The organism is Micromonospora humidisoli (assembly GCF_016900955.1).
GTDB lineage: Bacteria > Actinomycetota > Actinomycetes > Mycobacteriales > Micromonosporaceae > Micromonospora > Micromonospora wenchangensis.
In genome coordinates this window covers 37,175-52,607 of record NZ_JAFEUO010000012.1, presented here as the reverse complement: position 1 = coordinate 52,607, position 15,433 = coordinate 37,175, and the positions used below count along the sequence as shown (strand labels likewise).

Sequence of the window (15,433 nt, the reverse complement as noted above, 5' to 3'; positions counted from 1 at the left end):
GTGTCGCCCGCTTGCGGTACGTTCACCAGCCATGGCCGTTGCGCGCGCCGGGCGGACCGGGCGTGGTCGTACCGGAAAGGGGTGGGTTGATGCGTGACCTGCTGCCGGCGGCCGTCTCGGTGGCGGTCGCCGGGACCGCCGACTGGGTCGGTGAGCTGCTCCCGGAGGAACGGGCCGGGCTGGGCGAGCGGGCGGTGGAGCGCCGACGGCGGGACTTCACCGCCGGTCGGGTCTGCGCCCGGCGGGCGATGACCGCCCTCGGCCTGCCGGCCACACCGGTCCCCGCCGCACCGAACCGGGCACCGGTCTGGCCGGACGGGCTGGTCGGCACCATCACGCACACCCGGGACTACTGCGCCGCCGCGGTCGCCCGCCGCGCCGACCTGCGCGCGGTCGGCATGGACGCCGAACGGCAACGCGACCTCAACCCGGGGGTACGCCGGATGATCCTGCACCCCGAGGAGGAGGACCGGCTGGCCCGGCTCCCCGGCGGGGTGAACTGGCCGATCGTGGTGTTCAGCGCCAAGGAGACCGTCTACAAGGTCTGGCATCCGGTGGTGGGTTCCTGGTTGGACTTCCTGGACGCCAGCGTCGACCTGGACCCGGACGCGGGGGTGTTCACCGCCCGGATCGACCCGGCCCGGGTCTCGGCGGCCACCGTGGCGGACCCGCCCACCGTGGTCACCGGCCGGTTCGCGGTCGAGGACGACCTGGTCCGCACCGCAGCCGTGCTGCACCTGCCCTGACCGTTGCCGCCACCCAGCTTCCCCGAGTGCCGACCGTCGAACGAGGAGTACGGTGAACCAGCCCCAGCCCCCCTACGGGCCGCAGGACCCGCACCAGCAGCCCCCCGGGCAGTACTACCCGGTCGACCCGACCGCCCCACCGCCCCCGGTCCCCGAGCCGCCCTACTCCGACCCGTACGCCCCGCCGTCGCCGTACGCGCCGCCGCCGGTGTCGGGGGCACCGCAGCCGTCGTACGAGCCCGGGGGCACCCCGCCGGTCTCCGGTGCCGGCTATCCGCCGGTGTCGGGCGCGGGCTACCCGCCGGTGTCCGGTGGGGGCTATCCGCCGCCGCCCGGTGGCGGGTACCCACCGCCCGGCGGGGGCTATCCGCCGCCGCCCGGCGGGGCCTATCCGCCGCCCGGCGGGGGCTATCCGCCGCCGCCCGGCGGGCCCGGCTACCCGCTGGGTCCGGCGAAGCCGGCCGGTTCGTCGAACAAGAACGTCTGGATCGTCGTCGGCCTCGTGGTCGCCCTGGTGGTGCTGCTCTGCTGCGGCGGCATCATCGCCCTGGCGGTCGCCGGCGGCGACAAGGCCGACGAGGCGGCCGGGGAGTTCGATCCCTCGCCGCCCACCCCCGGCGTCACGGCGGCACCGGGGCTGCCCGGTGACCCGCCGTCGGCGGCGCCGTCGTCCACCGACGAGTCGTTCAACCTCAAGGCCGGTCAGACGCTGGTGATCAGCGACAACGACGGCACCATCGAGATCACCGTCCGGAGCTTCAGCACCTCGACCAAGGGCTGCCGCTCGTACGCGCCGCCGCCGAACAAGGGCTTCTACCTGATCGCCGACGTCACCGCCACGGTGACCAAGGGCACCTCGTCGATCAACCCGTTCTACTTCCAGTGGGTGGCCGACGACGGGACCACGGTGAACGGCCTGGCCGGCGCGTTCTCCGGCTGCGGTGGGGACCTGCTCGACTCGGGTAGCGGCATCCCGGCCGGCAGCAAGCGTTCCGGCTCGGTGGTGTTCGACGTGGCCGACAAGAACGGCGTGGTCGAGTACCAGCACAAATTCAAGGCGGCCGGCTCCTGGAAGCCCTGATCGCCGATCCGCCGACGGGCCGGTTCCCCCACCGGGGGCCGGCCCGTTCGCGTCGCGCGGGGTCGGGATCGCTGCCGTGCCTTGAATCGGGTCCGGCACCGGCGGATGCTTGACGCATCGACCATCAGCGATCGATTTGGAGGTGGGGGATGCGTCGTCTCTCGCTCGTCGCCCTGGCCCTGACCGTCACCCTGTTGCCGGCGACCCCGGCCGCCGCGCGCCCCGACGTCGACCGGCCCGCCGCCACCCGGGCGGACCTCGGCGGCCCGACGGCCGCGGCGGAGCTGGCACAGGTACGGACGGTCGGCACCGCCTGGGGTCCGGACCCGACGACCGGACGGCCGACGCTCACCGTCGACGACACCGTCACACCGGAGCAGCTACGCGTGCTGCGCGACCTCACCGCGCGGGCCGACGCCGACCTGCGCCGCGAACCCGGCCGGCTGCGCATCCTCATCGCCGGCGGGCAGGGCATCTACGGTGGCGGCGCCCGGTGCTCACTCGGCGCGAACGTGCACAGCGGCAGCACCTGGTACTTCCTCACCGCCGGCCACTGCACCGCCGCCGCGACCACCTGGTACGCCGACAGCGGTCAGACGGCCGTACTGGGCACCCGTACCGGCAGCAGCTTCCCGGTCAACGACTACGGCCTGGTCCGCTACACCGGCAGGGTCAGCCACCCGAGTGCCGTCTACACCTACCCCGGCCTGCTCACCGTCAACGCCGTCGGCACCGCGTACGTCGGGCAGGCGGTGTGCCGCAGCGGGTCCACCACCGGCGTACGGTGCGGCACCGTGACCGCCCTCAACCAGACGGTCAACTACGCCGAGGGCAGCGTCACCGGGCTGATCCGCACCAACATCTGCGCCGAACCGGGCGACAGCGGCGGCCCGCTCTACGTCGCCGCGACCGGGGTGATCATCGGCATCCTCTCCGGTGGCAGCGGCAACTGCACCAGCGGTGGCAGCACCTACTACCAGCCGGTCGCCGAGATCCTCGCCGCCTACGGCGTCACCCTCCCCTGAGCGACCCCCCAAGAAATGATCCAGGGCGGGTCTCCCGCCCGGGAGACCCGCCCTGGATCATGAACTTCCTGGTGGAGCTGAGGGGATTCGAACCCCTGACCCCCTCGATGCGAACGAGGTGCGCTACCGGACTGCGCCACAGCCCCTCCGCCGGTGGACCGGCTTCGGTCCCACCCGGCTTTCACCGGGCGGGCCGGCGCCAAGACTAACAGCCCACCCGCCCGCCGGGCGAATCACCCCTCCCGCCGGGCGGGCCGACGTGCCACCCGCGCCCGTGCGCCCAGCTAGCGGCATCCGACCGCCCGGACACCGCCGTTCCGGCCACGCGAGTCGATCATCGGGACACCCGACGGGCGGGCCGATCACCCGGACATCCGACCGGGCGGGCCGATCACCGGGACGGTCAGCCCGGAGGCGAGGTCAGCGGGAATCCCGGCCGGACTGGTAGGGGCGGCCGCGCAGGCCGCCGGAGCGGCGGTAGGACACCGAGCCGCCCCCGCTGGCCGCCGCCGGCAGGTCGGTCGGCCGGTCCAGGCCCATCGCGGTACGGCGTACCGCCTCGCGTTGCGCGGCCAGGCGGCGCTGCGCCTCCCGGCGGGCCGCCGCTCGACGGGCCTGCTCCCGGCGTACCTCGGCCTGCCGGGCGGCCAGCCAGGCGGCCTCCCGGGCGCGCAGCCGCCGCCGACGCCGCTCGGCCAGCGCCCGCCGCCGCAGGTGTACGACGTACACTGCGAGCAGGCCGGCGGTGACCGAGAAGCTGATCCAGAAACCGGGGCTGACCACGATCACGCCCACCAGCTCGACGAAGTTGAGCAGTAGCAGCGCGGCGAGCACCCGACGCCGCCGGTAGACGGCCGGGGTGTGGTGCCGGGGCGGGCGGCGGCGGGCCTGCCGGGGGGCGGGCGGCACGGCCCGCAGCCGGCCGGAACGGCGCGCGGTAGCCGGCTGGGCGGCACCACGGGCGGTAGCCGGCTGGGCGGCACCACGGGCAGTGACCGACGGCGCAGCCCGGCGGCCGGGGGCCGGGGGCGCGTAGACCGGGACCGCCAGACTCCCGGTGGCGGCATCCTCGGCCAGGGTGACCACGAGCGCCCGGGGCTGGTTGACCGGCCGCCTCCCGGGGACAGTACGACGTCGCCGGCGGCGCTGGAGCACCCGCGCCGTCGACTGCGCCCGCTCCGCCACCAGCCGCTCGGTGGCGTCGTACCGACGGACCAGGGCCGGCGCGAGGGCGAGCAGACCGGCGGCGGCGAGGACGGCGAGGAGCACCGAGGTCGGCACCCTCACCCCTCCCGTCACCGAATTCGGGGCACCCGCCGGTCGGCAGCAGGATCTTCCCCGAAATCTCGCCCTGGGCGCAGATCCTGCAGCCGAGCAGCGCTTGCCGCAGCTTGCAGTTACTTGAGGTTACGGGCCACCGACCGGGATGCCGACACGCCGCGCCGCATCCCACGCGTGGGACGACTCATCCGGCCTCGTGACGCATCCGGTGCCAGCGGGCCAGCAGGCCGCCCTCGGCGGCCACCTCCTCGCTGGTCATCGCGTATCCGATGTGGTCCCGCCAGGCCCCGTCGATGTGCATGTAGCGCACGTGGTACGCCTCCTCGCGGAAGCCCAGCTTCTCCACCACCCGCCGGGACGGCTTGTTCTCCGGCCTGATGTTCACCTCGACCCGGTGCAGCCCACCCGCGCCGAACGCATGGTCGACGGCGAGCGCCATCGCGGTGGGGATCACCCCGCGCCCGGCCACCCGGGAGTCCACCCAGTAGCCGACGTACCCGGAGCAGAACGCCCGCCGGACGATACTGCCCACGTTCAGGTGCCCCACCAGCCGCTCCTGGCCGTCCTCACGCAGGCAGACCGCGAACGGCATCCCCTCACCGGTACGCGCCGAGCGCCGCTGGTCGGCGTGCACGTAGCGGAACGCGGCAGGGGAGTTCGTCTCGTCCCAACTACCGGGCAGGTGCGATTCCCAGGGCGCCAGCCAGGCCCGGTTCGCCCGACGCACCGACGACCAGGCGCCGGCGTCGGAACGGCGGTACGGCCGCAGCACCACCGGACCGTCCATCAGCACCACCGGCCACCCCGGTGCCCGCCCGAACCAGCTCACCGCGCCGACCTCCCGTCCACGCCCGGGGCGTCGGCACGCCCGGACCGGCTCACCGCCGCCGGTCCAGCAGCAGCACGTCCACGGTGGAGCCGGCCGCCGCGGTCGTCACCCGCTCACCGAGCACCATCAGGCCGTTCGCCTCGGCCAGCCCAGACAGGGTGTACGGCCCACCGCTGAGCGGCTGCACCGTGTAGCCCCCGCCGCGCCGCTCGGCCACGTGTGCGGGCCGGAACTCCCGCAGCCCGCCGGGCGACGAGATGGTCTCCAGCAGGTGCGCCCGCACGCTCGGCCGGAACACCGGCTCCGCGCCGGCCAGCAGCTGGATCGCCGGCCGGGCCAGCACCTCGAAACCGATCAACGCCGCACCGGGCTCACCGGGAAGACACACCACCGGCACCTCCTCGGCGCCGACGGTACCGAACCCGAGGGCCGTGCCGGGGTACAGCGCCACATCGGTGAACGTCACCGGCCCGGCCCGGCCGCCCTCCCGGCGCGACAGGATCCGCCGGACCATGTCGCCGGGGCCGGTGCCGGTGCCGCCGGTGGTGATGATCAGATCGGCCCGCAGGGTCTGGTCCTCCAGCAGCCCACGCAGCCCCTCCGGGTCGTCGTCGCAGATCCCCACCCGGTACGCCAGCGCGCCCACCTCGGCGGCGGCCGCGGTCAAGGCGTGCGAGTTGGCGTCCACCACCTGACCGGGCTGGCTGCCCCGGCCGACGTCGACCAGTTCGTCACCGGTGGCCACGATGACCACCCGGGGGCTGGGCCGCACCACCACGTGCCCGATGCCGGTGGCGGCGAACACGGCCACCAGCGCCGGGGCGACGTACGTGCCGGCCCGGGCGAGGACGGTGCCGGCGGGCAGTTCCTCACCGGCGCGGCGGACACCGTACCCCCGCTTGGGGGTGCGGAAGATCTCCACCGCGGCCATGCCCTGGTCGGTCCACTCCACCGGCACCACCACGTCGGCGGCGATCGGCATCGGCGCACCGGCGGCCACCGAGAAGCACGAGCCGGGGGTGAGCCGGACCGGCCGCCAGCTCGCCGCCCCCAGGTCACCGACCACGTTGAGCCGTACCGGACGGCCCGGCCCCTGCGTGGGGACCGGGCCGTACCCGACGAGGTCCTCCCAACGCGCGGCGTACCCGTCCACCGCCGCCTGGTCGAAGGCGGGGAACGAGTGCGGGGCGACGACGTCGGAGGCGAGGACGTTGCCGTACGCCTGGGTGAGGTCGAGGTCGAGCGGGGGCAGCGCGCGCAACCTGCGCAGCACGCTGCCCAGGTAGTCGGCGAGCGGCGTCAACTCGTTCGCGGCCGCCTCGGCGTCGGCCGTCGAGGTCATGTACCGGAGCCGCCCGCCGCGTCGCGTACCCCGTTGAGGATCGCCGCCGTGACCGTCTCGTCGCCGTTGTTGACGAACTCGGTCAGCCAGGCGCGGAACTCGGTGCCGAGGTCCTCCCGCTCGGCGGCGATCTGCACGACTGTCTGGAGGTAGCCCAGTGGCATGCCGGTGTCGTAGCGGGTGCCCCGGTAGACGATCGCGTGCACCGGCACCCCCTCGCTACGCAGCAGCTCCATCGCGTCGGTCAGCTGGATCTCCCCGCCGCTGCCCGGTTCGGTACGCCGGATCGCGTCGAAGATCCGCCCCGGCAGCACGTACCGGCCGAGGACCGCCAGGTTGCTCGGGGCGTCCTCCGGTTGGGGCTTCTCCACCATGCCGGTGACCTTCACGACCTCGCCGATGTCGGTCAGCTCCGCCTCGGCCGGCTCGACCGAGGCGATGCCGTACCGCTTGGTCTCGGCCGGGTCGACCTCGAAGAACGCCAGCACCACCCCACCGGTGCGGGCCTGGAGCTCCAACATGGCCGGCAGCAGCGGCTCGGACGGCTTGACGAACTCGTCGCCGAGGAGCACCGCGAAGGGCTGGTCGCCGACGTGCGACTCGGCGTACCCGACGGCGTGGCCCAGGCCGAGCTGCTCCGGCTGGCGGCAGGTGTAGATCTCGGCCAGCTCGCTGGGACGCTTGACCGCGGCCAGCCGCTCGGCGTCGCCCTTGGCCTCCAGCCGGGCCTCCAGATCGGGGCGACGGTCGAAGTGGTCCACCATCGACGTCTTGCCCCGCCCGGTGATCAGCAGCACGTCACCGATGCCGGCCTGGGCGGCCTCCTCGACGATGTACTGGAGCACCGGTCGGTCGATCACCGGTAGCAGCTCCTTGGGCACCGCCTTCGTGGCCGGCAGGAACCGGGTGGCCAGGCCGGCGGCCGGGATGACAGCCTTGACCGCGCGGGCGCGACCGGTCGCGGCGGTCGCTGAGGGGTTCGCTGAGTGCTCCGACATGCCGCGAGACTATCGGCCACGGCTCTGCCGCGGCGGGTGAGGACCGGAAGACGCGCCGCCCGGCTGCGTCACACCGGGAGCGCCGACGGCGTGCCGACCGGCCGACCCGTCGGCCGGCAGGTCGTCGACGGAACCCCGGTCGGGGGGCGGCCGACGGATGGGTGGCCGGTCGGCGGGGGGCGGCCCGGCGCGGGGCAGGCCGTCGTCCGGGCTGGTCGCCCCCGCCGGCACGGCGATCTCCCCGACCGCGCCGTCGGCTGCCGGCGTCGGGCGGGGCCGGGCGGTCGCCACCCGGTAGCCGTCCCGGCCGGCACCCTTGGCCGCGTACAACGCCTCGTCGGCGGCGTCCAGCACCTCCGCGCCGGTGCTGGCGTGATCGGGATAGACGGCGATGCCGATGGAGACCGACACCGCGATCGTCGTCGGGACCCCCGCGTGACCGACCACCACGACCGGGGTCTCCCGCACCGCCGCACCCAACCGCTCGGCCACGGTCGCCGCGCCCCGGGCGTCGGTCTCCGGCAGCAGCACCACGAACTCCTCACCGCCCTGCCGGAAGGCGAGGTCCACCTCGCGGATCTCGCCGCGCACCCGACGGGCGAACTCGGCGAGCACCGCGTCCCCGGCGGCGTGCCCGTAACCGTCGTTGACGGCCTTGAAGCGGTCCAGGTCGAGGACGAGGATGCTGAGCATCCGACCGAACCGGCTGGCCCGTTCCACCTCCCGACGCAGCGACTCGCGCAGATAGCGGTAGTTCCACAGCCCGGTCAACGGGTCGGTCAACGACAGCCGCTGCGCCTCCTCGTGCACCCGGACGTTCTCCACCGCCACCGCCGCGTGCCCGGCGAAGGTACGCAGGGTGGCCAGGTCGTCGTCGTCGAACTCGTCGCCGCCCAGCCGGTCGTAGAGGACCAGCACGCCGCCCGCGGGCTCCCGACCGGTGACGTCCCCGCCGGGCGCGGTGAACGGCACCGCCACGTACGTCTCGCACCACGGTTCGCCGGGCGGCGTCGACCCGGGCGGCACCCGACCGCGCTGCGGTTCCCCGGTGGCGGCGACCGCGCCGACCACCCCCGCGCCCACCGGCACCCGCAACTCCTCCGGCTCGGTGCCCGCCGGGCAGCGCCCCGCCAGCCCCTCGGCGCACCGCCCGACCAGCGTCGCGGCGTCGTCGCGCAGCAGCACCGCCCCGGCCCGCGCCCCGGTCGCCGCGATGGCGCTGTGCAGGATCACCCGCAGGATGCGTTGCAGGTCGTGGGTGCTGGCCAGGGTGTCCCCGAGCACCCCGAGGTGCCCGCGCAGCTGGTCCCGGCTGCTGGTCAGCGCGGCCACGTACCCGGCGGTCTCCCGGATCATCCGGTTGAACGCGGCGGCGAGCCGGCCGATCTCGTCCCGGCTGCGCACCGGCACCCGGGCGGTCAGGTCGCCCCGGGCCACCCGGTCCACCGCCCCGGCCAGTTCCACCAGCGGCCGGGTGGTGACCCGGGCCAGCCGCCACGCGGTCAGCACGGCCAGCACGGCGGCCAGCAGCACCGCCCCGACCAGCGCCGCCGGCAGACCCGACGGCCGTTCACCGGCGACCGAGAGCAGCAGCGGCAACGGCTGCCCGGGGGCCGGCCCGAGCCGCCGCACGTACCGGCCGTCGGGGGTCGTCGTGACCCGGTCGCCGTCGAGGCCGCCGGCGGCGGCGAGCACCTCCCCGCGTACCCGCCGGGTCTCGGTGGTGTGGGTGATCCGGTCGGGGCCGTCGGCGTCGTCGAGCAGGGTGACCGCGACGCCGGTCGCGGCGGCCAGCCGGGCCACGAACGCCGGATCGACGATCTCGGCGGCGGCCACCGCGCCGAGCGGCGCGCCAGCCGGGTCCCGCAGGTCCACCCGGGCGCTCAGCGCCCGCACCGGCCCGCCGGTCCGGGCCGTCCCCGTACAGTCCTGCCAGGGGGTCGCCGGCCCGCCAGGGGTGGCGTACGTGGTGCCGCCGGCCACGTCGGTGACCAGCACGGCGGCGGCCAGCCCTCGGCTGACCACCTGACCGGCCGCGCCCGCCCGGGTCGCCGGGTCGGGGCGCAGGGCCACCGCGTCGGCGGCGGCCCGCAACTGCTGGCAGAGCGCGTCGATCGAGGTACGCACGGCGGACGCGGCCAGGCCGAGGCGTTCGGTGGACCGGCTGCGGTCCACCGTCGACAGGGTGCTGCCGACGAAGACCGCGCCGAGCAGCACCGGACCGAGCACCACCGTGAGGAAGGCCGCCGTCAACCGCCCGCGTAGCGTCAACGCTGTCCCCCCGGAAGTTCCAGGCCCGTTCCTGCGATGCTGACACAGAGCGACCGATTTGACAGCGTTGCGTCAGGAGTGTTGCGTGCCCGATTTTTCTGATGGAGCGGACGTCGCCCACGCGGCCAAACGCGAGACACGGACCGCGCTGCTCGCCCGCCGCCGGGCGCTCACCGCAGCACAGCGGGCCGCCGCTGCGGCGCGCGTGCAGGCCGAGCTGACCGCACTGGTACGCCGGCTGCGGCCGACCAGGATGACCGGGTACGTGCCGGTCGGCTCCGAGCCGGGCGGCCCCGACCTGCCCGACGTGCTGCGGGCCGCATTGCCGGCCGGGGCGGAACTGCTGCTGCCGGTGCTGTGCGACGACCTCGACCTGGACTGGGCCCCGTACGCCGGACCGGACACCCTGGTCGCCGCCGGCCGGGGCATGCGCGAACCGGGCGGACCCCGGCGGGGGCGGGCGGCGATCGTCGGGGCCTCCCTGGTGGTGGTGCCCGCGCTGGCGGTGGACCGGCGCGGGCTGCGGCTGGGTCGGGGCGGCGGCTCCTACGACCGGGCCCTGGCCCGGGTGCCGGCGACCACCCTGACCGTGGCGCTGCTACACGACGGCGAACTGCTCCCGGAGCTGCCCGGCCAGCCGCACGACCGGCCGGTGGGCGCCGCGCTCACCCCGGCGGACGGGTTGCTCACGCTCCCGCCGCCCGGCCCCGTCGATCATGTGGTGGGTTGACGCCGTGGTCCGGGTCGATGCTGTGGTCGGGTTCATGCTGTGGTCGGGCTCGATGCTGTGGTCGGCTCGATGTCGGGGCGTCGGCGGGTGCGGGTCGGCTGATGTGTGGGCTTCGGCCGGGTGCGGGCCGGCCGGCGATGTCGTGGGCTTCGGCCGGGTGACGACCCGGTCGGCGGTGTCGTGGGCTTCGGCCGGTTGCGGGCCGGTCGATGTGGTGGTCCGGCACGATGTCGGAGCCCGGGTCGATGTCGGGGCCACTGGTGGAGTGTGGTCCGTAGCTGGCGGGCCGGGGTGCACGGACGCCCGGCGGGCGGATGACGATCACGTCCGCTGGACGAACCCGGGTCCGATGACGCACCATTGGCACTCGAATACGTCGAGTGCCAACCGGCCGTACCAGATCCGGAGGAGAACGTGCCCACGTACCAGTACGCCTGCACCGCGTGCGGCCACCAGCTCGAGGCGGTGCAGTCGTTCTCCGACGATCCGCTGACCGAGTGCCCCGCGTGCGAGGGGCGGCTGCGCAAGGTCTTCAACTCGGTCGGGGTCGTGTTCAAGGGCTCCGGCTTCTACCGCACCGACTCCCGGGCCTCCGGCAGCGAGGGCAAGAGCGGCGCGGCGAAGCCGACGAAGTCGGAGGGCTCCTCGTCCGGCGGAGACTCCTCCGGTTCCGGCTCGTCGTCCAACTCGGGCTCGTCCAGCTCGGGCTCGTCGCCCAGCTCGGGCGGGTCCTCGGCCTCCGGCTCGCCGTCGTCCGGCTCCGGTTCCCCCAGCCCCACCAAGTCCCCCGCCCCCAGCACCTCCTCCTAACCCCCCCCTCCCTCCCCCCTCCCACCCCCACCCCCACCCCCGGCCACCCGAGTTGATCAAGAGGTTTACGTCAAGTTGATCTCTACGGATGACGTAAACCTCTTGATCAGCTGACGCAAAGCTCTTGATCACCGAGCTGGGCCGGGGTGGCGGGCGGGGTGGGGTTTTCCACAGGGCGAGCCGTTGTCCACAGGCTGTGGACGACGGCTCGTGAGGTGTGCAGTTTCCGCCTAACCTGCTGAGCCGGGACGCCACCGCGGCGTCCCGGTGGACAGCGGAGGTGGAGCATGGCGGCCAGCGGCGCGGACGGTCACGGCTCGCTACGACCGTTCCGCTGGCCGCGTCGGCCGGGTGGGGCGACCCTGCTGCGTGCGGCACTGGTGGCCGTTCTGCTGGGGCTGGCGGTGATCGTCCTGGACGCTCCGGAGGACTGCGCCCCCGGTGCTTCCCCGACCATGAGGTTCCCGGTCGCGGCGGGGATCTACGACGCGAAGGGCCCTACCGGGTCGACCGGCCCCACCGGTACGCAGGAACCTGCCGGTACGCGAGGCCCCACCGGCCTGGAGAGACCTGCCGGCGTGACGGGTCTTGCCGTTGTGAAGGGACCTGCCGACAGGCGGGGGCCTGCCGATTCGGTAGTCCTCCCGGGCACGACATTCAGCGCGATCGGCTGCACTGCCGCACCGGACCGCGGGGCCGACGGTTCTGCCTCCGCGGACCCGCCCGGCCCCGCCGCGCCCCACAGGCGTACGGGTGCCGACGGGGTCGCCGTCCCCCATGGGCAGGATGGCGGCCGGTCCCCGGCCAACCGTGATCGATCCGTCGACGGGGTCGCTCCGGCTGCACTGCCACTGCCGAGCGGCTTCGTCGGCGTGCCCGTACGCCTGGCCGAGCCGGCCGCCCTCGCGGTGTTGCGCCCCGGCGCGCGGGTCGACCTGCTCGTGTTACCGGCGGGACGGGACGCCGGCGAGACGGTTCTGCTGGCAGCCGACGCGCTGGTGCTCGACGTGGTGGGTGGGGACGCCGCCGACGGCTCGTCCGCGCTCTACCTGGCGGTCCCGCCCGATCAGGCGCAGCGCTCCGTCAGCCAGCCGGAGGGCAGCCGGTTCAGTGTCGTCATCCGGAGATGATCCAACCGCCGGGGGGTCTGCGGCGTGCCGCCCGGCATCAGGTCGGTCCACGAGGCCAGGTCACGCTCCCATGCGGACGACACGATCACTTTGGCCGGCTCCGCCGGCCCGTCAGCGCGCACCCGTAGCGCGTCCGCGACGGGCACGCCGGTCGACCCTCGGCACCTCGTCGTAGCCCGTCCGGCAAGTCAGGGTGCCCTGCGGATCCATGCCGACGGCCAGCACCCGGTGACCCCGTTCAGCGCCAGCCCCGCCAGTGGGCGCCGCACCGGGTGGAGGCCAGTGGATCTTGCCAAGATCATGCCCGGCCGGGGGCGGCTCCGGGTGGTCAGCTCCAGTGCGGAGGGCGTTCGGCGAGCAACCAGTCGTCGTTGCCGCCCCGGCGCTCACCCCAACCGAAGTCGGTGTCGTCGGTGGTCTGCTCGGGCAGCACCACGAAGTCGTCGCTGAGGTCGACCGTACGGTCGTCGTCGCCGGGCACACCATGCCCGGCCGGGTCCTCGGGGATCACGATCGGCAACACTACCCCGCACCGGTTCCACCCCGACGTACCCCGGAAGGTTCCTGTCCGGCAGCCGTCCGAACCGCAGCGGACCGGACCCCGACACCGACCCCCCGGCGAGTCAGGCCGCAGGCCGGAGATGAGCCGCCAGACTGGTGGGGCCACCCCGAGCCGGGATGAAGCCGACCGTACCGCCGTCAGTCCGCAGGTTGCCCCAGTCGAAGACCGCCGGGTCGAACCGCCTGACCGGGTCGCCGCGTTGGTAGCGTCGGACGGCGTGACGACGCCCAGCGGTGCCAGCCCCGAGGACGAGTACTGGCGACGCCCACCCACACAGCCCCCCACCGGACCGACGCCCCCGTCGGGCGACGCGGGTACGACGGAACGGACGGACTCCGCCCCGTCCCCCCGGTCACACCCGCCCACCACCGACGGGTCGGGTACACACGGGACTACCCCAACAGGTCCCGGGCAGGCATCCAGCGGAGCCGAAGCCGACGCGGAAAGGCCAGACTCCGCAGCCGGCACGGGAGTGAGCAACGCCGGAGCCGGCATGAAGGAGGGAACCACCGCAGCCGCAGCCGGCCCGGAAGAGGGAACAGGAGCCGGGTCCGGAACCATGACCGACGTGGAACCCTCGCCCTGGACCGTCCCGGCCGACGGATCCGCGTCGGGTCTTCCGGCTTCCTCGTCCGCTCCACCGCCCGCCCAGCCCGCCCCACCGCCCGTCCAGCCCGCTGCGGACACGCCGGCCAGGACGGGACCCGGGACGGGAACGTCCGAGCCGGGGACGGGCCCAGCGGTACCGGAACCGAACAGGCCCGCGTCAGGGCCACGGTGGGCGGGCGCGCGGCAGGCGGGCACGGCTGGTTACGCCGGGCCGCCGCCGACCACGCCCCCGCCGCCGGGCTGGCGTCCCCCCGTACACCTGGCGGCGACCCCGGCCCGCACCCTGCCGGCGCAGGACATGGAGGCGATGGACGCCGCGGAGCAACAGGCGCAACGGATCACCTGGAGTGTCGGCGCGGTGGTCGGGGGCGTGCTGCTGGTGCTGCTCTGCCTGCTCTGTTCCCGAGCGCTGTTCTGACCGTCGCCGGACGGCGGGGCGCCCGACGACACCGCCGTCCGGCGCGGCCCCGACCCGCCCGGGTCACCGGTCAGAAGGTGTTGCTCCACACCGAGGCGGCACCGCTGTCCCCGGTGAGATAGACGTAGACCAGGGCGAACACGGCCAGCACCACGGTGATCGCGGTCAGGGCCCAGGTCGTCCAGGCGGGCAGGTTCGGGGTACGCACCCGGTTGCTGGTCACCGCCAGCAGCAGCAACGCCGCCACGGCCAGGCCGATGGTGAACCATTGAAGCGTCTCGCCGTACTCGGAATGCTCGTGGATCTTGGCGAGCAGTTCCGGCGAGTAGCCCTTCGCCCGCAGCGCCGCCTCGAACGCCTCCCCCGACTCGGTCGCCACCCAGGCGAGGACCGGGGTGACCAAGGCCAGGATGGCCACCGCCCAGTCGAGCCGGGGCCGCCAGCGGGGCATCAGCCCGTACGCGCTGGCCAGCAGCGCGAGCAGTGGCACGAACACCACCACGGCGTGGACCACCAGAACGTGACCGGGCAGACCGTTGATCTCCTTGAACACCGACACCTCCGAGCGTGGAATGCGGGTTGCGGCAGACAGCGTACGTCGCGACCTGCCCCTCAGGCGTACACGCGGCGAAGACCGGTCCGGTTCATCCCGCCCGGTGGCGTCCCGGGCAGCGTCCCGACGGCCGGCGGTTCCCGTCCGGGCGTGGCACTGTTGACGGGTGGACACCGACGATCTCGGCCTCTTCGGTCCCGGTTCGGTCACCTGGAAGGTGCACGACGAGCCGATCCTGATCGTCGCCGGCCTGCGTTCCCTCTACCTCCAGGCCCTGCACCCACGGGCGATGGCCGGGGTGGCCCAGAACAGCAACTACCGGTCGGACGCCTGGGGGCGGCTGGTCCGCACCGGCACGTACGTCGACACGGTCGTCTACGGCACCACCGCCGAGGCCGAGCGGGCCGGCCGGCGGTTGCGGGCCCTGCACGGCCGGCTGCGCGCCACCGACCTGTTCACCGGGGAGCGGTTCCGGATCGACGAGCCGGACCTGCTGCGCTGGGTGCACGTCACCGAGGTCGAGTCGTTCGTCAGCACCGCCCGCCGGGCCGGCCTGTCGCTGACCGACGCCGAGGTCGACGGGTACTACGCCGAGCAGCGGCGGGCCGCCGCGCTGGTGGGGCTGGACCCGGCCGGGGTGCCGGGCAGCGCCGCCGAGGTGGCCGACTACTACCGGACGGTCCGGCCCGAGCTGCGGATGACGAAGGAGGCGGCCGAGACCGCGCTGTTCCTGACCGCCCCGCCGATCCCGTGGAAACTCAGCCGGCCGGCCCGCCTGGGGCTGAGTCTGGGGCCGCCACGCTGGGCGTACTTCGGGGTGGCCGGCACGGCGCTCGGGCTGCTGCCGCCATGGGCGCTGCGGCTCTACGGCGGGCTGGGGCTGCCCACCACCGCGCTGTCGGCCGACCTGAGTGTCCGGACGTTGCGGCTGGCCCTGGCGGCGCTGCCCCGCAACTGGCGGGAGAGCCCGATCCAGCAGGCGGCGAAGACCCGTGCCGCCCGCCTCACCGCCGCCGCCTGACCACCCCGGTCGGATCGCCACGACGCG

14 protein-coding genes and 1 tRNA gene are annotated in these 15,433 nt (G+C 74.5%); 7 read left to right on the top strand and 8 right to left on the bottom strand.

Annotation, left to right across the window (positions count from 1 at the left end):
- Positions 1-89: 89 nt before the first annotated feature.
- From JQN84_RS29900 to JQN84_RS29890, 3 genes are all read left to right on the top strand, one after another.
- The gene (locus tag JQN84_RS29900) at positions 90-746 is read left to right on the top strand and encodes a 4'-phosphopantetheinyl transferase family protein (RefSeq protein WP_204961931.1); all 657 of its coding nucleotides are present in this window, start codon (positions 90-92) and stop codon (positions 744-746) included.
- A 52-nt stretch (positions 747-798) separates the two neighbouring features.
- Positions 799-1,827, top strand: coding sequence for a DUF4352 domain-containing protein (locus JQN84_RS29895; protein WP_204961930.1), 1,029 nt, complete (start codon positions 799-801; stop codon positions 1,825-1,827).
- Between the two features lie 149 nt (positions 1,828-1,976).
- A complete protein-coding gene (locus tag JQN84_RS29890) occupies positions 1,977-2,852 on the top strand; it encodes a S1 family peptidase (protein WP_204961929.1) in 876 nt (291 codons plus the stop codon).
- Positions 2,853-2,921: 69 nt separating this feature from the next.
- On the opposite strand, the gene JQN84_RS29885 is transcribed toward JQN84_RS29890, so the two are convergent.
- The 6 genes from JQN84_RS29885 to JQN84_RS29860 all read right to left on the bottom strand — a co-directional run bounded on the left by JQN84_RS29885 (position 2,922) and on the right by JQN84_RS29860 (position 9,573).
- Positions 2,922-2,998: transfer RNA gene (locus tag JQN84_RS29885), tRNA-Ala, on the bottom strand.
- A 274-nt stretch (positions 2,999-3,272) separates the two neighbouring features.
- Positions 3,273-4,139: a hypothetical protein gene (locus tag JQN84_RS29880; protein WP_372446025.1), complete on the bottom strand. Its 867-nt coding sequence runs from the start codon at positions 4,137-4,139 to the stop codon at positions 3,273-3,275.
- Between the two features lie 178 nt (positions 4,140-4,317).
- Positions 4,318-4,920, bottom strand: a complete 603-nt coding sequence (locus JQN84_RS29875; protein ID WP_204961958.1) for a GNAT family N-acetyltransferase — start codon at positions 4,918-4,920, stop codon at positions 4,318-4,320.
- A 91-nt stretch (positions 4,921-5,011) separates the two neighbouring features.
- On the bottom strand, positions 5,012-6,304 hold the full coding sequence (locus tag JQN84_RS29870) for a molybdopterin molybdotransferase MoeA (protein WP_204927381.1): 1,293 nt from the start codon (positions 6,302-6,304) through the stop codon (positions 5,012-5,014).
- Entirely contained in the window at positions 6,301-7,302 is a 1,002-nt protein-coding gene (locus JQN84_RS29865) for a UTP--glucose-1-phosphate uridylyltransferase (RefSeq protein WP_204961928.1), read from the bottom strand. Before JQN84_RS29865 ends, JQN84_RS29870 begins: the two co-directional genes overlap by 4 nt.
- Before the next feature lie 9 nt (positions 7,303-7,311).
- Entirely contained in the window at positions 7,312-9,573 is a 2,262-nt protein-coding gene (locus tag JQN84_RS29860; protein WP_204961927.1) for a diguanylate cyclase, read from the bottom strand.
- Positions 9,574-9,658: 85 nt separating this feature from the next.
- Between JQN84_RS29860 and JQN84_RS29855 the strand changes: the two genes are divergently transcribed.
- The 3 genes from JQN84_RS29855 (at position 9,659) to JQN84_RS29845 (ending at position 12,243) form a co-directional block, all read left to right on the top strand.
- Positions 9,659-10,303 (top strand): 5-formyltetrahydrofolate cyclo-ligase, encoded by a 645-nt coding sequence (locus JQN84_RS29855; RefSeq protein ID WP_204961926.1) that lies wholly within the window; start codon positions 9,659-9,661, stop codon positions 10,301-10,303.
- A gap of 360 nt (positions 10,304-10,663) precedes the next feature.
- Positions 10,664-11,113 carry an FmdB family zinc ribbon protein gene (locus JQN84_RS29850; RefSeq protein ID WP_239486458.1) on the top strand — a complete coding sequence of 150 codons (450 nt, stop codon included), beginning with the start codon at positions 10,664-10,666 and terminating at the stop codon, positions 11,111-11,113.
- 872 nt (positions 11,114-11,985) lie between these two features.
- The gene (locus JQN84_RS29845) at positions 11,986-12,243 is read left to right on the top strand and encodes a hypothetical protein (RefSeq protein WP_239486457.1); all 258 of its coding nucleotides are present in this window, start codon (positions 11,986-11,988) and stop codon (positions 12,241-12,243) included.
- Positions 12,244-12,571: 328 nt separating this feature from the next.
- On the opposite strand, the gene JQN84_RS29840 is transcribed toward JQN84_RS29845, so the two are convergent.
- Complete coding sequence (locus JQN84_RS29840; protein ID WP_372444632.1) at positions 12,572-12,763, bottom strand: hypothetical protein; 192 nt, start codon at positions 12,761-12,763, stop codon at positions 12,572-12,574.
- 1,139 nt (positions 12,764-13,902) lie between these two features.
- Complete coding sequence (locus JQN84_RS29835; RefSeq protein WP_204961956.1) at positions 13,903-14,385, bottom strand: DUF2231 domain-containing protein; 483 nt, start codon at positions 14,383-14,385, stop codon at positions 13,903-13,905.
- A gap of 166 nt (positions 14,386-14,551) precedes the next feature.
- Here JQN84_RS29835 and JQN84_RS29830 point away from each other — a divergent pair, with 166 nt between their 5' ends.
- Positions 14,552-15,406, top strand: coding sequence for an oxygenase MpaB family protein (locus JQN84_RS29830; protein ID WP_204961925.1), 855 nt, complete (start codon positions 14,552-14,554; stop codon positions 15,404-15,406).
- Positions 15,407-15,433: the final 27 nt, after the last annotated feature.